Source organism: Marinobacter xiaoshiensis, from assembly GCF_031631795.1.
GTDB lineage: Bacteria > Pseudomonadota > Gammaproteobacteria > Pseudomonadales > Oleiphilaceae > Marinobacter > Marinobacter xiaoshiensis.
In genome coordinates this window covers 281,816-303,067 of sequence record NZ_JAVMBO010000007.1, presented here as the reverse complement: position 1 = coordinate 303,067, position 21,252 = coordinate 281,816, and the positions used below count along the sequence as shown (strand labels likewise).

The following is a 21,252-nucleotide window of genomic DNA, read 5'->3' as shown; positions in this document are numbered from 1 at the left end:
TGTCAGACATCGTATCACAATCATCAGGCGAATTCTTAAGATTCCGAGGGTTTGGCCTCACACCCTAACAAAAACCCCCTCAAACAACCCAGTCCGCCGCATCATCTGCTGCTCTTCCTTCCGCATTAGCGTGTATTCCGGGTTCAACTCCAACAGCCCAAGCATCCGGCAAAGCCGTATCATCCGGAACTCCAGCGCCCACTTTGCCTGCTGCTCCTGGCTTGCATAGCTAACCGGATAAGCCGCCAAAGGTAAGCGGGGAAAGGCTCTTAGCATATCGCTGAGGTAGTCCTGCACCGGCAACCACTGGCCGCCTTTTTCTGAGAGCAACCAAAAAATAAACGGGCCTATATACTGCACGTCTTCCAGGCCTTCGCTGTGATCCATCCAGGCCCAGTTGAACTGTGAAAGCGCTGCAGAGAGCATGTCCATATAAAAGATGAGCCAGCCCTTCTTTTCAATGCGCTTGGCGGCGATTTTCTTGAGCAGCAGGCGGCCCTTTTCCTTCTTGGTGAAACCGGCGACTTCCATTAACACGCGAGTGAGATGCACACCCAATACATGCTCTTCCGAACGGGCTGCGCTGAAGCCTGCCATGGGGAACACTATGTCTTCTCCACCAGCTTCTATCACTGCCTTTACATGCTTGAGTGGCAGGTTGCCTTTACCCGTCAGACGAATGCCCTTGTCGCCCATATCGTGGATCAGCGCTTTGGCCATGCGCATCATCGGGGCGGTATCCAATTCGCGGTTTACGGCTTCGGTATTAAACAAGGGCTTGAAGACTGAGGGGCAATTCAGCGGGCTTTGCAGCAACTCATGCACCTGGTTTGGGCTAAGGCCAAGGAAGTCGCTGGCTTGTGGAGGGAAATCCGGCTCAGCTTCGCTAAATAGGGTATCCCGCTCCAGCAGGTCTTCGTTGATCTGGCCAAGGTCTACAAACTCAGGATCAAACTGTTCACCGCCGCACCACTCCCGTACGGCTATGTGCTCCGGGTGGGCGGCATCTTCCATGGCGTCGAGAAAATCATAGAACCCAGGCAAACCGCCAACGTCTTCTGGCGGGCACTGGCGTGCTGCTTGTATACACTTGGGCAACGGCTCTGCTTGTTCGCCCGGCTGCATCTTTTCAAGTTTTACTTCGTGCTCCCAGCTATCCCCGAAATCGTATTCGTACTTCAGTTTCTGCCCTTCTTTATTAAGCACGCTGGAAACAGGCACGGTGGTTTCATCCAGAAAATTCATCATGCCGTCGAAGTCCTCGGCCGGGTCGCCAATCAACCGGCCGTTGCCCGCCTGGAACAAATGCAGGTGATACCCCTGCCAGCCCAAGGCAACTTGTATGATCCGGTGCAGATCCTGAAAGGTAGTGTCCGGCTCAATCAGTAATCGCCGCCAGATGGGTGGTCGGGCGCCCGTAAGCGATATTTTTATTTGGTATGCGCTGGCAATGGGTTCGGGCATGCATGCTCCGGTGTTTGTTGAGTGGCCTAAAGGCGTTCTTTGTTAGCAAATTTAACAGAGACGACTTTCACTCACAAAATCACCTTTGGCGATCTGGATTTTCATGTATTGCCTGCACGTAAGGGCTACTGGCAACTCCGATTCGTAGGGTCTTGGCACAGATCCGTGTGAATGGCATTATATGCCAATCAGTTAACCGGAGGCCTTACATGGCAACAAGAAACATTGTTTTAACCGATCATCAGGAACAGCTGGTAGGCACCCTTGTTAAAGCTGGTCGCTATCAGAATGCCAGTGAGGTTCTTCGGGAAGGACTCCGCCTGGTTGAAGAGCAGGAATTGCAGCACCAGCAGAAGCTTTTGGCTTTACGAGATGCCGTGGCTGAAGGCCTGCAAGATGTAGCTGAGGGACGCACGTTCAACCTTGGCGTTGGTGAAGAAATTACCGAGTATCTGACACGCAGAGCCGCTGACCTCACTAAAAAGGACTAAGCTTTATGCCCCCACTATGGACGGTGGAGTTTTCGCAAAGAGCTGCGACTGATTTTGACGATATTATTCGTCACACCTTTAAACACTTTGGGCAAAATCAGGCACAACGTTATAGCCACTTAATCGCTCATAGCGTGAGAGAGCTGTCTGAATTAGGCCCAGATCACCCTCTCACAAGAAGTCGCCGAAAAGCAATCAAGAAAAATCGTGATTCTTCGGATCCTGCATGTATCCATGGATTTTAGCGAACACCTCTAAACTGGCACACCTTTCGCAACACCTCCCCCAAAGCACAGCAAACAACCAAAAACTGCAGGCCGTTGCCGCAATTTTTGAACCTAGCGGCAGGTAAATGAGGTATCCCATGCAAGCCAAACATCACATTCAGGAATCCCATTCCCAACAGGCACAGGCGGCGCGGCTGCTTCTGCAGGCCAACCTTGCCTATGGCGAGTCTAACAGCGTCGGGTTGAGCCATATCCAGCGTTTGCAGGCCCGGCAGGAATGCCGTGTGTATCTGGAAGAAGTGATTGCGCTTGAGCCAAACAGCGCCATCGCTCTGGGTTTGCTGGGGCGTGTAGAGATGGACGACGGGCAGCTTGAGAACGCCCAAGACCTTTTTAATGCCAGCCTGCAAGCTCAACCTGGCCAGGCGCAGCAATACGCCAACCTTGGGTACTGGGCCTTGAAAACCGAGCGCCCTGCTCTGGCAGAGCAGCACTTTCTGCAAGCTCTGGATTGCGACCGGCAATCCGCCGCCGCTTTCTGTGGTGTGGCCCATGCCAAGCTGCTGCAGGGGCAGTTTGATGTGGCCTACCTGCATTACCGCAAGCTACTGGAAACCGGCGCCGAGTGGGATTCGGTATACAGCGGCATGCTTTCTTGTGCGCAGCACCTTGAGGTGCACAAGGCAGATAGTGATCTGGCGCTGGATGCGATTTCCTTGCTTCGGCAGGAGGGATTACCCCATCAAGAGATCGGACGTTTTGTGGGGGCGATCATTCGCCAGCAATACGATCTGGATAATCCACAGGCCGAGATTTTCCTGGATGCCGCCAGCACAGACGAACTGCTGATTCTGGCTTTGCAAAAAACACTCATGCCAGACCCAGCCGTGGAAGAACTGGTTGTGATGCTGCGCCGCGCGATTCTGGCGGAAGTTGCGCAAACCGTGGAGCTGCGCGATGAACTCCAACAGCTCGCCCTTGCCATAGCGCAATACGCAGACCGCACGGGCTACGCACTGGCAGCGGAGGAGGATGAAGAGCGGTTGGTTGCTGCGGTGAATGACAGCCTCAAAGCCCAAATCGTAATGGGTGAGTCTCAGGAAGCTTTGATTGGCTCACTGATGATCAGCGCCATGTACGGCGCCTTGTTCCACCAGGATTTTGCTGTTCAGCTTGGGCAATGGAATCTGGTGGACTGGCCCTTGGCACTTCAGCCGGTTCTGGCCGCCAGCTACTACCACCGCGCGGAAGAAGAAGGCATAAAGCAGTGTTTTGATGAGAAAGCAGAAGAGCTGTGCCTGGATAAAACCGATGTGCCTCAAGCTTGGCCCGCCTGGTCGAAACTGGCTTATCGCGCGGAAAGCAGCTTGAAGTCACTGATGGCCACGGAGCTGGGCTTGGCGACAGACAAGCTGCCAGACACCTTGCGCATAATGGTCTGCGGCGCGCAATCTGGTCAACGTGCTATGGAACTGGCCAGCTATCTGGCCGATGTGGAAGTGATCGCGGTAGATGAATCACTGGCCAACATCGCCAAAGCCACCCGCATGGCTGCCGAATCCGAGATCAGCAACATCGTGTTCTGGCCCTGGTCCATCGCTCAACGGTTTGTGGCCGACGGCCATCAAGTGCACTGGGTTGAAGTAGGCCGCCTGCCCTCACCGGCCATGACGGAACTCTCACTGGCCGCGCTCGTAAACAACGCAGCGGGCTCCGGTGCCGTTGTGCACCTGCACACCTCCATCGCCGAACAAACAACCGGCGATAAGCAGATGCGGAAATTGATTGCAGAGCACAGGCTGCAACCCACCCGCTCTACCTTGCGCCAACTTCGCCGAATGGTTCTCACCAACCGGCAAGATGCCACTTGGCAGGAACTTGCGCAGGAAGACGACTTCTACAGTTTAGGCGGATGCCGTGATCGTTGGTTCAAGCCACAGGATGAAGGTCAGCTGAAAGACCTGATGGCGATGGTGAGCAACGAAGTGGAATGGAAGTTGATCAAAGCCCGTGATGAGGATGGCCATAGTTTGGCAACCAAGCCTGTTCAAACCCAGATTCAGGCAGAGGCGCTAGGGAGTGAAGTGCAGAGTGTGATGGGGCAGAATTTGAGCGTTTATTTTCAGAGGAGAAGGTAGAGGTTCAGCCCCCTCCCGAAGCGTCGGACCGCCCCAACCCCTCTCCCGCCGGGGGAGAGGGGCTTTACTGCCTTGACCTCAGGGGTGGCTACATACCTCTGACTCTTGCGCAATCCCTCAGGCTTCGAGTGTGTAGCTCCCCTCCCCCTTCACGGGGGAGGGGCTGGGGGAGAGGGTGCATTACTACGGCGGCCCGCAGGGCCAACATCCTTTAAATATAAGGAATCAAAGACTCCCCATACAAATGCAAATCTTCCAAAATCTGCTGCTTCTGCGGCGTCAGTTCCGGGTCGCTGGCCAGTCGTTGTAATTCAAGCCCAAAGGCCTCCAGCGACAGCCAACCTTTTTTCGGTGCCATCAATCGCTGAGTGCGGAACTGCTCCCACCTTTCTGCCTCTTCACTGGTCAGCGAATCCGGGTAGTTCCGGGCGCGGTAGCGGAACAGCAGTTCCTGCAAGCGTTCGTCTTTAAAGTTGAAGGTTTCCTCCACCAACAACTCCGGCGGCGTTTGCAGCACGCGGTTCAGCTCACTGCGGTCAGCCGGGGATATAAAGCCGCCTGCGTAGAGTTGTTCATCCGGGTCTGTCAGGTCGCTTTGGTGTGGCTGATCGAAGGCTTCTGCAATTCGCTGCGCCAATCCTGGGGCCTTTCTTAGCAATGCAAGATTGGCACGAAGGGTGTCACCATGCAGTTCAAGCTCTTTCAAACGTTCAGGAGAAAGCGTGGTAAGCATGTTCGCAGGTGCCAAAACCGGGCATTTGTTCAGTTGCACACCCTTTAAAGGGAAGCGCTTTTGCTCCCCTAACTCCGCTTGCGAAATAAACACACGCTCACGTATCTGCTCAGGCGTAGCATTGATCAACTCACTTGGGTCTTCCCGCAGGTCGTACACAATCACCAGGTTTTTATTGCTGGGGTGATCCGCAACCGGCGCAACCATGGCACAGCAGCCGCGGGTAGCCGGGTATTTGGCGGAGATGTGGAGTACCGGCTTCATGGCTGCCGTATCCAGCATGGCGCGGGCGGAGTGTTTGTCTTTGTTGTTCAGAACAAAATCGAACAGCTTGGGTTGTTTTTCCCGAATCAGTTTGGCTATTGCCAGAGTGGCTTCCACATCCGACATGGCATCGTGGGCGGCTTCGTGGATTATGCCGTTGGCGACGGTAAGTTCTTCAAGCTTGAAGCTGGGGCTGCCGTCTTCCTTGCGGGGCCAATTGATGCCTTCCGGGCGGAGTGCGTAGGTCAGCCGCACCATATCGATAATATCCCAGCGGGAATTACCGTTCTGCCATTCACGGGCATAAGGGTCTTGCAGGTTGCGGTAGAGGGTGTGGCGAGTTACTTCGTCATCAAACCGCAGGCTGTTGTATCCCACCACACAGGTGCCTGGCTGACTGAAGGCTTCATTTATCTGGCTGATAAATTCCGTTTCCGGGAAGCCCTCCTCCATCGCCTTTTGAGGCGTAATGCCGGTAATCAGGCAAGCTTGCGGTGATGGCAGGTAATCGTCGGTGGGTTTGCAGTAAATAACCAGCGGGTCTTCAATAATATTAAGGTCCGCATCGGTTCGCACGCCGGCAAACTGAGAGGGCCGGTCATGTACCGGGTCTACACCAAAGGTTTCGTAGTCATGCCAATAGAACGAGCGGATCAAGGGAAGACTCCTGCCTTGTGAATCATTAGGTGCAGGAGTCTAACAAATCAAAACAGGTTAGTACCCATGTCGACCTGATGAGTGCGCAGGCGGTCAATGCCAGCACCGGTAAGTGTTTGCAGATCAACGGTCATATTAGTAGGCAAATTGATGAACACGCCCTTGCCAACATTAATAGTGTTCGCACCATCCAGGCTTTGCCATTCCATGTTGTCATCCCGCTGAAAACCGATGAAGAAGCCATCAGTAAAACCTATAGTTCCGTCAGTCGCGCCTGTATCTTCACCAACAACAATGGACCGCAGGTTGGTTAACGGAGCGCAGTTAGCCAAGGCGCCATCTACGTTGCAGCCAGCCACCTGCCCCGGGCTACTGGGTGCAAGGCCTATGTGAGTGGCGCGATTATTTGTTGCCACGCCACCAACGCCACTAAACAGCATAGCGTCGTACACTTGGCCGGAATCGCTAATTTTCATACCTATATCGCCGCTAAAGCTCGCGGTATGGGATGAAACAGACCCACGGGCCTGCTCAAAACCCATACGAAAGCCAGCCAGGCCAGCGCCGTCTTTAGCCAGTTCGATATAAGGTTTACGGGCCTCGAAGGGAATGGCATCGCCTTCGTTATAGGTAACCCCATTAAATTGCTCACCATTGGTGCGAGCAATGTGACCCAAGGCTACATGCTGGGCAGAAAAATCCGTACCGCCGTTAATCTCCCCAATCTGCACGTCATCAATATTCACCCGCGTATCCACATCCATATTCAGGCTCATGCGGGTGTATTCATGATTCGTGCCCGCGATATTCTCAACACTCATAAACGCCTGCCCTGTTATTTCCCCCATCACGGATTCAGAAATAGGGTCCAGTTCAGCTTGGGCAACAGGCACAATACCTAGGCTTAAACTAAGGAGGGCGACGCATCCATACGCGTTGTAATCCATAACAAAGCCTCTCTTAATCCGGTCGTTCGCTGTCAGTCTTGATTTCTCGGCTGCAAGCAGACAGCCTATACTTGCGTTTTGCATCTTAAATTGAGTGCCGAAGTATCACTATATCGGAGACCCCAAGGCCAATGAGGTGTTCTCAGTCACAAACTGGAATAACAATTCATTACAAACCATCAATTTGCAGCAGCTGAAGGTGTCGTATACGTGTACATATTCTGGCACAATGCTATGATCAGCAAACAGCCACTCAATAGCCCCCGGGCACATCCATGAACACCCGCATTCTTATCTGCGATGATTCGGCACTTGCCAGAAAACAAATGGCCCGTGCCCTCCCGGCCGGCCTGGCCGACACCATCCTTTTTGCCAACAACGGCCTGGAAGCGTTAGATAAGCTACGCGCAAGCGAAGCCGACCTGATGTTTCTCGATCTGAACATGCCGGAGATGGACGGTTACCAGGTTCTGGAGCATGTTCTGGCCGAAGATCTGCCCATCATGACCATCGTGGTATCTGGCGACATCCAGCCCGAAGCTCGGGAGCGGGTACGCAAACTGGGTGCGATCGATTTCATAAAAAAGCCCACAGACATGGGGGTTGTCCTCGGCCTGCTCGCTGAATACGGCTTTTACCGCCCAGGGGAGCTTGAAAGCACCGCACTGAGCGATGGCACACTCAGCCCCGACGACACCTCCCGTACCCCGGAAATTTCAGTCTCACTCAACGATTACCTGCAAGAAATCGCCAACGTCGCCATGGGGCGCTCGTCGGACTTACTCGCCCGGCTGTTGCGAGTGTTTGTGAAACAGCCCATTCCCAAAGTGGCCTTTATTGCCAACTCCGAACTCCACATGGCCATTTCTGCGGCCCACGACAGCGACACCTATTCCGCGGTATGCCAAGGTTTCACCGGTGCGGGGATTGCCGGCGAGGCTCTGCTGCTGTTTGCGGATGCCAGCTTTCGGGAAATGGCTGAACTGCTTCACTACGAAAACTTTGAGGGCGCATCCGTAAACGTGGAAGTGCTGATGGATATGTCGAGCATTCTGTTCGGCGCTTTTCTCAAAGGCATGGGCGACCAACTGGATCTCGAACTCGGCCTTAGCCACCCCAGCGTGCTCGGCCAACACCGGCAGATCACGGATCTACTTGAACACCAGAACTCCCGGGAGGAACAACTCCTGTGCATCGAGATCAGCTACACCCTTGAAGACAGGAATATTCAGTGCGATATGCTGGTGCTGCTCACGGAAGACTCAGTGCCCTTCCTTGAACAACGCCTCCAATACCTGACGGACTAAACCATGGCCATAAACGAACTTGAAGCCCAATCCTTCCACTGGCTGGTGGATATGCTCGAATCCGTTGAAGTTGGCCTGGTGGTGTTGGATCTGGACTTCCGGGTACAAGCCTGGAACGGCTTCATGGAAAACCACAGCGGCATTACCGCCAGTAAAATCCGTAACCAGGTGATTTTTGAGCCATTCCCCAACATTCCCGAAGCCTGGCTGAGGCGCAAGGTGGATGCCGTCACATTGCTGAATACCCGAGCGTTCACCTCTTGGGAGCAACGGCCCTACCTGTTCCAGTTCCGCAATACGCGCCCCATTACCGGAACGGATGATTATATGTTCCAGAACCTCACCATCAGCCCGCTTTCAGGCAGTACCGGGCAGGTGGAGAAAATATGCATCATGGTGTACGACGTAACCGATATAGCCACCGCCAAACGGGCTCTGGAACAAGCCAATGAACTGCTCGCCAAACTCAGCATGACCGACCGTTTGACCGGCCTGTTGAACCGGGGAACCTGGGAGAACCTGGTGGATGCAGAGTTTGAACGCTTCCGCCGCTATGGCCACACCACCAGCCTTGTGATGTTTGATATCGACTTCTTTAAAAAAGTAAACGATGCCCATGGCCACTTGGCGGGAGATGAAGTAATCAAACACACTGCAACAACGGCTAAAGACAGCCTTCGGTCATCCGACAGCATTGGCCGGTATGGCGGCGAAGAATTCGGAATTATATTGCCGGAAACCGATGCCGAAGGGGCCCGCGTTATATGTGAGCGAATACGGGATAGCATCGAAAAAAGCATTGTACAAACCAGTGTAGCCCCCATTCGATACACAGTAAGCGTGGGGATTTCACAATTAAGTGGCAAGCCTGAAAACCATATGTCGTGGATGCAGCAGGCCGATGAAGCTCTATATGCAGCAAAGAAAGCCGGCAGAAACCGCGTTATTGTTCACCAAAGCCCTGATCTGTCCGATTAAAATAAACTGAAAAAGATTAGTACAAAAAAAGGCCGGATGAATATATCACCCGGCCTTTTTTGCACATCTCTGGCTAATCAGTCTTGCTGCCAGCTCTGTACCGTTTCTTTGCCGTGGGTTTTGCGCCACTCGTTCAGCGTTTTGTGATTACCACCGCGAGTCTTCACCACTTCACCCGTGTGCGGGTTAGTGTAGGTTTTCATTGGGCGCTTGGCGCGGGTGCCAGTGCTGCCTTGTGCTTTTTCTGTCGCGATAGAAGGATCGATAGCGGCCAAAATACGAAGCACGTGCTTCGGCGACTTATCGTACTCTTCCATGAGCTCACGAATGCTGCTTTCAAAGGCAAGTTCGCGCTTCAGAGACTGATCCTGTTCCAGCTGGTTAATCTCGTTAGCGAGCTGTTCCATTAGCTGCTTCTTCTGGTAATAATCGTTAATCTTTGCCATGGAAATAAAACCTTATAGTTTCTGTGGACTCTCGAAATCAAGCCTGGCTAAAGCAAACACAATGTTAGCGGCCTGCCAAAAGACACAGGAATAATAATTCATAGTGATATATGTGGCAAAGACTAATAATTCAGAAATCTTTAACAAATCATAATATAGGTTTAATTCACTATTAGTTCGGTATCAAAACACCGGAATAACCCAGGCTCTCAAGGCGCTGTTTGAATGCCTGCTTTGCAGAAGCATCTCCGTGCACAATACGGATCTCAGCCGGCATATCGGGAATACCTTCAACAAAGCGAATTAAATCCGATTGCCCGGCGTGGGCGGAGTAGCCACCCACCTGATGCACCTGGGCCCGTATATCAAACCGCTCCCCATCCAGCTCTACCCAGCCACCACGGGGACCATAAGTAAGAATATCCCGCCCGGGTGTGCCCGCTGCCTGATAACCCACAAACAGCACATCGTTTCTGGCGTCGCCAAGCATGGCCTTCAGGTAATTAACCACCCTGCCCCCGGCACACATACCAGACCCAGCAAGCACAACACAGGGGCGATGTGAGCGGGCAAGATAATCCACGGCGTTCAGATGATTCTCGTGGGAATTAATCACCGTTAATTGCTCGAACGACAGCGGGTGACGGCCTTGCCGAACCAGATCAGCCGCCTCGCCATTCCAGAACGGCTTCAACTGACGGTAGATGCTCGTGAACTCGGCAGCCAAGGGCGAATCCACTACAATCTCCAGATCACGCCAGGCCAAGCCATCGGTTACACAGTCACTTCCAAACTCGTGTATCAAACCTTCAATTTCGTACAGCAACTCTTGAGTACGGCCAATACTGAAGGCTGGAATCAGCACCGTGCCGCCGTCAGCCAGCGCCCGTTCCAGAATGGCCTTCAGGCGATAACGGCGTGTTTCCCGGCTCTCGTGATCCTTATCGCCATAGGTGCTTTCAATCACCAGGCGATCAGCCCGTTCTGGCGAGGCAGGCTCCTGCAGCAAAGGCGCATGGGGCGCGCCTAAATCGCCACTAAATACAATCCGCTCGCGCTCATCCCCGGAAACCGCATCAAACTCAACATAGGCCGAGCCCAGAATGTGCCCTGCTCGCTGCAATCGTACCGAGAGTGAACGGCCAGGCTCTGAGAACACCTCATGCCACTGCCCATAAGGCACAGGCACAAGCCGGGAACGAATCAGCCCGAGCACTCGCTCAATCAGCTGCCTGTCTCGAGTGAAGCCGATCTTCAGCGCATCTTCCAGAATTTCCGGAAGCATGATGGCGGAAGGCTCGGAACAAATAATTGGCCCCTCAAACCCCGCCGCTAGTAGATACGGAATACGGCCTACATGATCGATGTGCACATGGGTTACAACCAGGGCACGGATATGCTCAATGGGGAAATCGACGGAGAGATCAGATGCGCTGGCACCCTCGGCTTTCTCTTGCCCCTGAAAGAGACCGCAGTCGATAAGGACACCAGCGGAGGTGTTTTGCTTGGTGCCAAGAGTAAGCTCGTGGCAGGAGCCAGTAACGCCAGAGGTGGCGCCGTGGTGGGTTATATCTATCATGCTCAACAATCCTTGTTGTACATTTTACTGAACTGGCAAACGATGAACCTTTCCGGTGCTCTCCCCATCCAGCGGTCCAATCTGTTTGCCATTGCACCACACCAAATCCGCCACATCGCCATTGGGCGCAAAGCCAGTCGGCGCTTTTTTCAGGGTGTCGACAATCAAACGGCAATCAAAATCCTGGCTGGCACGGGACAATTTATTGAGAACGACCTCCAGCTCCTCCCAGAGCATGGATACCTCTCGGGCCATCATAATACGAGGGTGGGAAGTGCCCTGGGGATCGTCGCCAATGAGCAATTCCTCGTAGAGTTTTTCACCGGGGCGCAACCCGGTAAACACAACTTCAATATCACCCTCAGGCTGCTCTGGCGTTTTCTCCATAAGCCCCATCAGGTGAATCATCTTACGAGCCAGATCAGCAATTTTCACCGGCTCACCCATATCCAGCACAAACACCTCGCCCCCACGGCCCATACTGCCCGCTTGCAGCACCAGCTGGCTGGCCTCCGGAATGGTCATGAAGTAGCGGATGATGTCTTTGTGGGTAACCGTAATAGGCCCGCCGTCGCGAATCTGATCACGGAACAGAGGCACCACAGAACCGGATGACCCCAACACATTACCAAACCGGACCATGGAGAAAATCGTTTTGCTCTGGCGCTGAGCCAACCCCTGCAGCACCAGTTCTGCCATGCGCTTGCTTGCGCCCATCACGTTCGTTGGGCGAACCGCCTTGTCGGTGGAAATCAGAACAAAGCGCTCAACCCCAGTGGCAATTGCAGCCTCTGCTGCGTGCAACGTGCCAAATACGTTGTTCTGAACGCCTTCAATCACATTGTGCTCAACCAAAGGTACATGTTTGTAGGCCGCTGCGTGGTATACGGTTTGAATACCAAAACTGCGCATCACCATTTCGCAGCGCCGGCGGTGAACCACACTACCCAGGAGCGGATGAATCTCAACATCCAGACCATCAATCCGGTTGATAGCTTGCAGCTCGCGCTCGATGGCATACAAGGAAAACTCGGATTGCTCAAACAACACCAGAACCCGGGGCCGGTGATGAATAATTTGGCGACAAAGCTCGGAACCAATGGAACCGCCCGCTCCGGTTACCATCACCGCTTTGCCATATAGGCTAGCCGCTACCTGAGCGTTGTCCGGGCGCACTGGATCCCGGCCCAGCAAGTCTTCAAGCTCCAGATCGCGGATGTCGTTTATTCGGGCCTGGCCTGCTACCAATTCGCTCATGGAGGGAACGGTTTGGACTGGTAGTTTCAATGTCTCCAATTGGTTAAGAAGTTTGCGGCGGTCAACCTTCTCATCTGCATCCAGTGCCAGGAGCAATCGCTTTACGCCATGTGTTCTGACTGCGTCCTCAAGATGACTCAAAGCAAACACTGGCAAGCCAGCAATAAGTGCTTTGTGATTTGCTGGCGACAAGCCAATGAATACCACAGGGTGATACTCGGTACCCTGCTGCAGTGCTTTGGCTAGTTGGGCACCAGTTTGTCCCGCGCCGACAATAGCGACCCACTCTTTGCCAGTGTTGAAAGAATGCTGCACTAGCATGCGCACACTCATGCGACTACCACCCACGAAGATGAAGGCCAGGGCTGCGTAAATCAGAGGAACGGAACGAGGAACTAGAACCTGAAAGACATATCCTAAAACAATTAACGCCAGTGCAGATATTACTACGCCCAAGACTATCGTCAGAAAAGCCCGGTCGCTCATGTAGCGGACTACCGCACGATAAAGGCCAAGGCGAACAAAGCCAGCGAGAGTGAGCACGATAGAAATAAGGCAGACCAAAAACTGCCCCTTACTGGGCAGCCAAAGGCTATCTTCTAACCTCAATGCAAACGAAGCCCACAGTGAAAAAGAAAGCGCTACAGCATCAACAGAAACGGAAATCAGGCGCTTGTGTATACGGGGCAACTCCAGGAATTTTTTAAACATTTTTTAATTCCTCACAAGCCGAGCCCTGTTTTTTCTATGCCCATAGCCTCACCAAGAACCTCTCGAGGAAGTAAAGACGCAGCTTCGCGATCCAATACAAAAGTTACATTGCCATGCTGCTTCAATGCAGAAGCCGGTAATGCCACATCCGCTGCGCTACGGTACAAATCTGCCATTACTGCTGCTTTTTTTGACCCCGTTGCCAACAAAACAATCTCTTTTGCGTCTAGTATATCCTGAATCCCCATAGTAATCGCTTGGGTAGGTACATCCTTCTTGTTGGCAAAAAAACGACCGTTGTCCAGCCTGGTTTGTTCCGACAACTCAACTACGTGGGTTCTGCTGAAGAAACACGTATATGGCTCATTAAAACCAATGTGCCCGTTAGAACCAATTCCCAATAATTGGAAATCCAAACCACCGACGGCCTCGATTGCCTCAGAGTATGCGTGGCAGGCTCGCGAAACATCCGTAGCTTTGCCATCTGGAAGATTCACCTTATCTTCAGGAATGCTCAGTTTGTTAAACAAATGATGCTGCATGTAATAACGGTAGCTCTGAGCATGTCCTCTGGACAAACCAATGTACTCGTCCAGATTAAAGGTAGTCAATTGTGACAGATCAAGCGGATCACGTTTCAGGCACTTCACCAGAAAACGATAAACGGGCTCCATCGTGCTGCCAGTTGCAAAACCCAAACTTGCGCGCGGGTTTAAGCGTATCTGATTGAGTAGGCGCCGCGCAGTGTACTCCGAAGCCTCACCGGCAGTGTTGAAGATTTTGTACATAACTCAACACTCAATCACTGTCCTGGCACTCGGTCACCAGACCCCTTGCCAGAAACTGTCATTAATATGTACTTGAAGTAGGCACCCAGGCTCAAGTTGGACAGCATTTTGGCGTCTGTTTCTGCAAGCAGTTTTGGCGTTGACATGTCGATATCATTAACCTGCGCCAAACCCGTGATACCAGGCCGTGCTTCTAAAACACCGCGCCGTTCCCGCTCTTCAATCAATTCCTCTTGGCTAAATAAACACGGCCGTGGGCCTACCAAGCTCATTTCGCCTTTTAGAACATTCCATAACTGTGGTAGTTCGTCTAGTTTGGTTCGCCGTAAGAAATGGCCAAATTTTGTGATGGATGTACTACTTGCCAAGTGACTGGCAACCGACACAGTATCCACAGACATCGTACGAAACTTGACCAGCGTAAATGGAACTTTATGTCGCCCCACCCGCTCCTGGCGAAAAACAGGAGATCCAGTATCGAGTAATCCAATCACATAAAGAATAAGCAATACCGGAAAACCCAGCACCAAGCCAAACAACGAGAATAAAAAATCCAAAGTACGAATCACAACTTCAATCCTGATGCTTGGTGAAGCAGCGCTGAAGGCCCTGCTTCACCGTTAGGGGCGGCGTCCAGTTTAGGCACTTCTGGGTATGACTGATATCAACCTCAAGAGAACCTAATAAACGCTGAGCTATGTCCTTTTTCCCCAATAGTATTGCCCCGAATCGCAGCAAACCAGCGGGTATAGGTATGAGCCGACATGACTTACCCATAGCTTCAGCGACATGCCGAAGCAATTGCGTTGTCGACAGGTCATCGCCGTCACTGACAAGGAATGTCTGATTTCCTGCGGCGGGGTGATCTATGCAGGTGATGATCAAATCAATCAGGTTGTCCAAGGCAACCAAAGAGCGCTTGTTGTGAACGGCGCCCAATGGAAGCGGCAAACCTTTTTCTACCAACTTTATCATACTGGCAAAGTTGCCCTTCACGCCCGGACCGTAAACAAGAGGGGGCCGTATGATAACGACTTCCATTCCACTTTCAGCAGACAACTCACATAACCCTATCTCCGCTTCGTGCTTGGAAATACCGTAACAATCTTCTGGAGAGGGCACGTCATGGGGTGAAAAAGAGTGGCCGGATGTGGTTTGCTCTCCGTTCACTTTAATGGAGCTGATAAAAATAAAACGCTTTACGCCTGCAAGGGCTGCTTGGCGGGCAAGATTGAGTGTGCCTTTGACATTAACATCTCGAAAGGCAGCAAGCGGGTCTTTTTCAGAATCACTCATGACATGCACTCGCGCCGCTGCATGAATAACCACATTGATCCCTTCCAGAAACTCGTGCGCCGCTGGCAAGTGTGTTAAAGAGGATATTTCAACGATCGGATACGACTTGCTGACAGGGGCTCTCGCTACTCCAACCACACTGTAAGCTTCGGAAGTAATCGCATCAGCCAAGCGCCCCCCAACAAAACCGCTGACCCCTGTTATCAAAATACCGGGAGGACTCACTCGATTACGACCTCTGTAAGCATTAAACTGCATAACTGTTCAACGAAAACATCAAATCCGAGCGTGTTTTTAAGCTCACTACGCTCCATATCAAAATCCGTCTCATCCAATTGGCTGTTTTCGATGGACTGGTACATCGACACGATCTCGTCGACATCGGGTTCAACACAAACGCCGAGTCTCTTGTCAGTAACCCACTTGGCCACGCTTGATTTTTGGCCGCAAATCGCCAGAATTTTTGCGCCAGAGAATACATAAGATGAAGTCTTGCTAGGAAAAGCAAAGCGCGTAACTTCATCCTCAATCGGCAACAACGCCCATTCATAAACAGCGTTAACTTGCGCTGCTTCGAGAGGTGTTACATGACCAAGATACGTTACTTCTGAATACCGCTCCGAAAGTGCTTTCAGCTCATTCGAAAAAACCCCGGCACCGGCAAACGCAAACTCTAGCGTACCTCCTTCATCCAGATACTTTGATATTGACGCTATAACCAGGGGAATACGCTGCAGACGGCCTGCATTGCCACAAAATGAAAAGCCTGGTTTTCTTTGATCTGAAAAATCAACCGCATCAAACGATACCGCTGGATTGGCCAATACTTTTAAAGCTGACTGAGTACCTGATCGCCATCTTATCTCCTCAGCCATTTCCTCTGTGATCGTTATCAACTGATCGGCCCGACGCATCGTTACACAATCCAAGTTGCGCAAAGCACTGTACAGAAGAGTATTCAACTTGATTACAACATTGGCAGCTTCCGGATGAATATCTTGCAAATGGTACACGAAACGAGCGCCAAACAACTGCGCATACAGCATTACAATGAAGGGTACCAAGATGGGTGGGTCTGTAGAGACATAGACCTTTCTTGGCCGCTGCCACAACAGAACGCCCATAACCCAAAGCATGAAAAAAACCGCATCCACCATTCGCAGAAATATGCCGCTGGAGGAGGTTGTAAGCGCCTTGCAAGGAAAGAAATCAACGCCACTCCCACGCTGGGCTTCATGCAGCTTTTCTCGAATGCCCACATGGTCTTGCAGGATAACGCCAACGCGACGCTCGTTTGCAGCCTTCTCAGCAAATTGGAGTAACGCTTCACCGATTACGGGATAAATCGGCCAGAAGCTCCGATTGATAATGACAATATCGGCCTTAAATCGAAGCATTCAATATTTTTTCCAGACAACCCGATTCACATAATCAGTATAGCTATGAATTATACGAACCACTTTATCAGAAACGTTCGGCATTCCGTAATCAGCGACCAGACGCAGAGTGCGCTGAGTATCGCCTCTAGCCTGAGACTCCAAAATAGCTAGACCTTGTTTAACCCTTTCAGCCTCAAGGCCAACCATCATGACGGCAGCCTCCTCCATACCTTCCGGACGCTCATGAGCTTCCCGGAGATTCAGTGCAGGGAAATTGAGAATAGAAGCCTCCTCATTAATAGTGCCGCTATCTGACAATACGGCTTTAGCAGAAACCTGCAGCCTAACGTAATCATGAAAGCCAAGGGGCTTTAATAGCCTCACCTTGGAATGAAACTTTGAACCCACAGCATTGATTCGATTTTGGGTGCGGGGATGCGTCGAGACTATGACCGGGAGATCATAACTCTCCGCAACACTGTTCAGCGTCTCAACTAACTTACTGAAGGAACGCTCTGATTCAATGTTTTCCTCGCGGTGCGCGCTGACCACAAAGTAATGCTCTTCTTCTAAGCCTAATCGCTGCAACACATCTGAGGCATCTCTCTGAGAACGGTAGTGGTTCAAAACCTCAAACATGGGGCTACCGGTTTTTATCACCTGATCAGGAGAAAGTCCTTCGCGCAGCAAGTAGTCACGTGCGATGGTACTGTAGGTCAAGTTAATATCTGCAGTGTGGTCAACAATGCGGCGATTGGTTTCTTCTGGCACCCGTTGGTCAAAACAGCGATTGCCAGCCTCCATATGGAAAATGGGCACCTTTCGACGTTTGGCAGGAATCACGGCGAGGCAACTGTTTGTATCACCCAATACCAACAAGGCCTCAGGCTTGACACTATCCAGAACCTCATCAACAGCAGATATAAGATTACCAATTGTGTTTGCTGCGCTTTTGCTGCCGTCGGCACTGTTCAAGAAGAAATCCGGCTTGCGAATATTCAAATCATCAAAAAAGACTTGGTTTAACTCATAATCGTAATTCTGACCAGTGTGGACCAGTATATGCTCACAAAACTCATCCAGTCGGGCCAGTACTCGAGAGAGACGGATTATTTCGGGTCGAGTACCCACAACGGTCATTACCTTCAGCTTTTTCATGACAAATCTTACTCAACTGTTTCTTTATCAAATGGGTGCGAGGGAACTGAGATTTTATAATGGGCAGGCGAAGGTATCCGGATTTTCCCGGTCAAATATCTCGTTCGCCCAAAGCATTACCACCATTTCTGTGTCACCGATATTTGTGATGTCGTGAGTCCAGCCTGGCACTGTCTCAACAATTTCAGCCTTTTCGCCTTCAGTCACAAGCTCATACTTTTCACCTGTCTGGATCTGGCGAAATTTGAAACAGGCCTTGCCTTTAATCACCAAAAACTTCTCGGTTTTTGAATGGTGGTAATGCCCCCCCCGAGTAATACCTGGGTGAGCAGTAAAATAAGAAAATTGACCGCAGTCCGGGGTTTTAAGCATCTCCACAAACACACCACGGACATCGCCGTGCATCGGAATTGTGTAAGAAAACTCTTCAGGTGGTAAAAAGCTAACGTAGGTTGAGTGCAAGGCTCTGACCAGCCCCGCCCCCACTCGCTCAGTAACCAATGAACTCCGGCTCGCTTTGAATGCCCGGATAGTTTCAGCCAACTTGCCTACAGTAATCGAGTACTGAGGCTGAACCTTTTCAAAACCATCAGCGTCCGGGTCAGGCTGAGCACCGTCTAACAGTTGCAGGAAGCGCTTTACTACATCGTCAATATAAACTAGCGTTATATCTGCGTCAGCTCTGGTGATTTGGATAGGTTCGTTACGAGCAACATTATGGCAAAATGTTGCAACCGCCGAGTTGTAATTAGGGCGCGACCATTTCCCAAACACGTTAGGCAGGCGAAAAATGTAAAGTGGAAAACCGGCATCGTTTGCGGCTTTCTGCGCAGCAATTTCGCCATTCCGCTTGCTGATACCGTAGTCATTTTCAGCAACAGCCTGCGTAGAGGAAGTAATAAGCAAGGGTACTTTATCCCCGGTTTCTCGAGCCCTCGCCGCCAGAATATGACTGACCTTCGTCGTCAAGTCTGTATTACCTTCCTTAAACTCGCTAACGTTTTGCGGGCGATTTACCCCAGCTAAATGGAACACAAACGTTGCTTTGCTTAATGCTTCCTGAAGCTCATCTTCCGATGTTTCACGAGTAACGAGTGAAACATCGACCCCTTCTCTTTCAGACAAATGTTGGCGCAAATTTCTGCCGATAAAACCATTTGCGCCTGTAATAACTACGTGCATAGCTCTCAATCCTGCGGTTGGACGTTTTCACCTTTTACGATGGCCTTAATGAAGTCCAACTTCATTAACAGCTGCTGCATACCGGCCTTATCAAGTCTGGTGGTATTATGAGAGTTATAGTCAACTGCGTCAGAAATCTTTTGTTCTCCCTGCTCCACATACTTACCATAATTCAAGTCTCGTAAATCTGGTGGTACACGGTAGTAACCATCCAGATTTTCTGCTGCGACCATTTCCTCGCGGCTAAGTAGAGCCTCAAAAAGTTTCTCTCCGTGACGGGTACCTATAACTCTTATCAAATGCTCCGGCACTCCCAACAAATCAGTAAGCGCGTAGGCTAGCGTTTCGATCGTGGCAGCTGGCGCTTTCTGAACATATATTTCACCTGGTCTGCCGTGTTCAAAGGCATACAAAACCAAATCTACCGCATCATCGAGAGTCATCATGAAACGTGTCATATCAGGATCAGTAATCGTAATCGGCTGCCCTGATTGGATTTGCTCAACAAACAACGGAATGACTGAGCCGCGCGATGCCATAACGTTACCATAACGCGTCGCACAGATGACGGTATCATCACTGGAACGGGACTTCGCTACAACAACCTTCTCCATCATCGCCTTGGATATCCCCATTGCGTTGATAGGGTACACTGCTTTATCAGTACTTAAACAAACGACACGTTTCACCCCGCAGGAAATAGCAGCCTCCAATACATTTTCAGTGCCAAGCACGTTGGTTTTGACAGCTTCCATTGGATGAAACTCACAGGACGGCACTTGCTTGAGTGCAGCCGCATGATAGACAAAGTCAGCACCACGCATTGCATTCAAAACAGATTGGTAGTCACGCACATCGCCAATGTAGAATTTGAGCTTTGGATTACTGTAGCGCTTGCGCATGTCGTCTTGCTTTTTTTCGTCTCGGCTAAAAATTCGTATTTCCGCAAGATCAGACTCCAAAAATCTGTTCAGTACAGCATTGCCGAAAGAACCGGTGCCACCTGTAATCAAAAGTACTTTATCTTCAAAACTATCCACAATGAGCCTCCATAAAACTGACTATTCTTTGACCGACTGCACCACTGGTCTTTTCTTTTAAAAGCCATTCACGGGCGCCATTGGCTTTGTCCAATAATATTTTACTGTCGCGATCGTCCAGACTCTTTATTGTTCGCGCTATACAATCGACAGAAAATTCATCTATAACATTCAAATATTTATAGTATTCGCAAGGTATTCCATCTAACTTCGTCGACATTACTGGCACACCACTCGCCAAGTATTCGAGTATTTTGGACGGAAAGGAATACCGGGTATAAGTCTCCGCGGGATCTCGAGTCAAGGCCAATAAAGCAGCCCGCCGCTGAATAGCTTGAGCATGTGCAGCCGGCACAAACCCGAGATATCGAATTGCCGCGCAGTTTTTTGCTTCGGCTTCAAGATACTCTTCCAAATCGCCACGGCCGCAAAGCCAGAGCTCATAAGACGAGCCGGATTTTTTGAACCCCTCTACCAACTCCATAATTCCGTAGGCTCTATTAACAGAGCCAGCATAAAATATGATTTTCTTACCCGAATAGTCGGGTAACACCTCGGGATAATCATCGCCCATAGCAACAGTGTCGTCAGAGATGCCCTCAACCACCAATGAGGGAACATGCTTCCAGGTAACACTATCTTCAGCCATCTGCTTGCTCGCCACGATAACTCCAGCGGCCTTCGCCAACAGAAAACTGATTATCTCGACATCAAGTTTTTTCAACCATCTTAAAATAAATGATCTTTTTAAGCCCATGTCCATATAAACAGGAAGATCCGGAACGTATACGAAAAAAGGTATAGACTTGAGAACTGAATACAAATAGGCCGCGAGCAAGTTGGGAGTGTGCGCAGAGTAGACGCACACTATCGGCTTCTCAGATTTTTTCTGGCACAAAAGGGCGAGCAGGGTTCCGATGAAACGCGACCCCAGTTTTAAAACCGGTAGATTAATGAGAGGAATAATCTGCCCTGTGCCTCCACCAGACGTGACCCTGGCATGCCCCGGCAACAGCACATGCGGATTACGAGGATAGGTAGACACAGCTGCCGTAGAAATAGGCCGAACTTCCGCGCCACCCAAGCGTAGGGCCCGTAAAAAACGAGACTCCAATTTAAAGGCTGCAACCTGCGGAAGAGCATCGTTACCCGTGTATTTCTCAAAGTACTCTGCGCTCACGCAGAACCCTACCAATAAGACCTTCATAAT

18 protein-coding genes are annotated in these 21,252 nt (G+C 51.1%); 4 read left to right on the top strand and 14 right to left on the bottom strand.

Going from position 1 to position 21,252, the window contains the following annotated elements; translation table 11 throughout:
* Nucleotides 1-57 precede the first annotated feature (57 nt).
* A complete protein-coding gene (locus RKA07_RS05165; RefSeq protein ID WP_310965780.1) occupies nucleotides 58-1,464 on the bottom strand; it encodes a plasmid pRiA4b ORF-3 family protein in 1,407 nt (468 codons plus the stop codon).
* Nucleotides 1,465-1,673: 209 nt separating this feature from the next.
* On the opposite strand from RKA07_RS05165, the gene RKA07_RS05160 reads away from it, so the two are divergent.
* Nucleotides 1,674-1,955, top strand: a complete 282-nt coding sequence (locus RKA07_RS05160; RefSeq protein WP_310965779.1) for a type II toxin-antitoxin system ParD family antitoxin — start codon at nucleotides 1,674-1,676, stop codon at nucleotides 1,953-1,955.
* A 364-nt stretch (nucleotides 1,956-2,319) separates the two neighbouring features.
* Nucleotides 2,320-4,320: a hypothetical protein gene (locus RKA07_RS05155; protein WP_310965778.1), complete on the top strand. Its 2,001-nt coding sequence runs from the start codon at nucleotides 2,320-2,322 to the stop codon at nucleotides 4,318-4,320.
* A gap of 211 nt (nucleotides 4,321-4,531) precedes the next feature.
* Here the strand turns inward: RKA07_RS05155 and sbcB are convergent, their stop codons facing one another.
* Complete coding sequence (sbcB, locus tag RKA07_RS05150; RefSeq protein WP_310965777.1) at nucleotides 4,532-5,974, bottom strand: exodeoxyribonuclease I; 1,443 nt, start codon at nucleotides 5,972-5,974, stop codon at nucleotides 4,532-4,534.
* Nucleotides 5,975-6,021: 47 nt separating this feature from the next.
* A complete protein-coding gene (locus tag RKA07_RS05145; protein WP_310965776.1) occupies nucleotides 6,022-6,795 on the bottom strand; it encodes a hypothetical protein in 774 nt (257 codons plus the stop codon).
* A gap of 401 nt (nucleotides 6,796-7,196) precedes the next feature.
* Here RKA07_RS05145 and RKA07_RS05140 point away from each other — a divergent pair, with 401 nt between their 5' ends.
* Together RKA07_RS05140 and RKA07_RS05135 are read left to right on the top strand one after the other, a co-directional pair.
* Nucleotides 7,197-8,228 (top strand): response regulator, encoded by a 1,032-nt coding sequence (locus tag RKA07_RS05140; protein WP_310965775.1) that lies wholly within the window; start codon nucleotides 7,197-7,199, stop codon nucleotides 8,226-8,228.
* Between the two features lie 3 nt (nucleotides 8,229-8,231).
* The gene (locus tag RKA07_RS05135; RefSeq protein ID WP_310965774.1) at nucleotides 8,232-9,206 is read left to right on the top strand and encodes a GGDEF domain-containing protein; all 975 of its coding nucleotides are present in this window, start codon (nucleotides 8,232-8,234) and stop codon (nucleotides 9,204-9,206) included.
* 77 nt (nucleotides 9,207-9,283) lie between these two features.
* On the opposite strand, the gene RKA07_RS05130 is transcribed toward RKA07_RS05135, so the two are convergent.
* From RKA07_RS05130 to RKA07_RS05080, 11 genes are all read right to left on the bottom strand, one after another.
* Nucleotides 9,284-9,652, bottom strand: a complete 369-nt coding sequence (locus tag RKA07_RS05130; protein WP_310965773.1) for a histone-like nucleoid-structuring protein, MvaT/MvaU family — start codon at nucleotides 9,650-9,652, stop codon at nucleotides 9,284-9,286.
* A 172-nt stretch (nucleotides 9,653-9,824) separates the two neighbouring features.
* Nucleotides 9,825-11,231, bottom strand: a complete 1,407-nt coding sequence (locus RKA07_RS05125; RefSeq protein ID WP_310965772.1) for an MBL fold metallo-hydrolase RNA specificity domain-containing protein — start codon at nucleotides 11,229-11,231, stop codon at nucleotides 9,825-9,827.
* 24 nt (nucleotides 11,232-11,255) lie between these two features.
* The gene (locus tag RKA07_RS05120) at nucleotides 11,256-13,199 is read right to left on the bottom strand and encodes a nucleoside-diphosphate sugar epimerase/dehydratase (RefSeq protein WP_310965770.1); all 1,944 of its coding nucleotides are present in this window, start codon (nucleotides 13,197-13,199) and stop codon (nucleotides 11,256-11,258) included.
* Nucleotides 13,200-13,210: 11 nt separating this feature from the next.
* Nucleotides 13,211-13,987, bottom strand: a complete 777-nt coding sequence (nagB, locus tag RKA07_RS05115; protein ID WP_310965769.1) for a glucosamine-6-phosphate deaminase — start codon at nucleotides 13,985-13,987, stop codon at nucleotides 13,211-13,213.
* Nucleotides 13,988-14,001: 14 nt separating this feature from the next.
* A complete protein-coding gene (locus tag RKA07_RS05110) occupies nucleotides 14,002-14,556 on the bottom strand; it encodes a sugar transferase (protein WP_310965768.1) in 555 nt (184 codons plus the stop codon).
* A 4-nt stretch (nucleotides 14,557-14,560) separates the two neighbouring features.
* Complete coding sequence (locus tag RKA07_RS05105; protein ID WP_310965767.1) at nucleotides 14,561-15,508, bottom strand: UDP-glucose 4-epimerase family protein; 948 nt, start codon at nucleotides 15,506-15,508, stop codon at nucleotides 14,561-14,563.
* A complete protein-coding gene (locus RKA07_RS05100; RefSeq protein WP_310965766.1) occupies nucleotides 15,505-16,680 on the bottom strand; it encodes a glycosyltransferase in 1,176 nt (391 codons plus the stop codon). Before RKA07_RS05100 ends, RKA07_RS05105 begins: the two co-directional genes overlap by 4 nt.
* A complete protein-coding gene (gene wecB, locus RKA07_RS05095; RefSeq protein ID WP_310965765.1) occupies nucleotides 16,681-17,820 on the bottom strand; it encodes a non-hydrolyzing UDP-N-acetylglucosamine 2-epimerase in 1,140 nt (379 codons plus the stop codon).
* A gap of 54 nt (nucleotides 17,821-17,874) precedes the next feature.
* Nucleotides 17,875-19,002, bottom strand: a complete 1,128-nt coding sequence (gene wbjC, locus RKA07_RS05090) for a UDP-2-acetamido-2,6-beta-L-arabino-hexul-4-ose reductase (protein WP_310965764.1) — start codon at nucleotides 19,000-19,002, stop codon at nucleotides 17,875-17,877.
* Nucleotides 19,003-19,007: 5 nt separating this feature from the next.
* Nucleotides 19,008-20,045, bottom strand: a complete 1,038-nt coding sequence (locus RKA07_RS05085) for a polysaccharide biosynthesis protein (protein ID WP_310966014.1) — start codon at nucleotides 20,043-20,045, stop codon at nucleotides 19,008-19,010.
* Nucleotides 20,035-21,249 carry a glycosyltransferase gene (locus RKA07_RS05080; RefSeq protein WP_310965763.1) on the bottom strand — a complete coding sequence of 405 codons (1,215 nt, stop codon included), beginning with the start codon at nucleotides 21,247-21,249 and terminating at the stop codon, nucleotides 20,035-20,037. The genes RKA07_RS05085 and RKA07_RS05080 overlap by 11 nt, the downstream gene beginning before the upstream one ends.
* Between the last annotated feature and the right edge of the window lie 3 nt (nucleotides 21,250-21,252).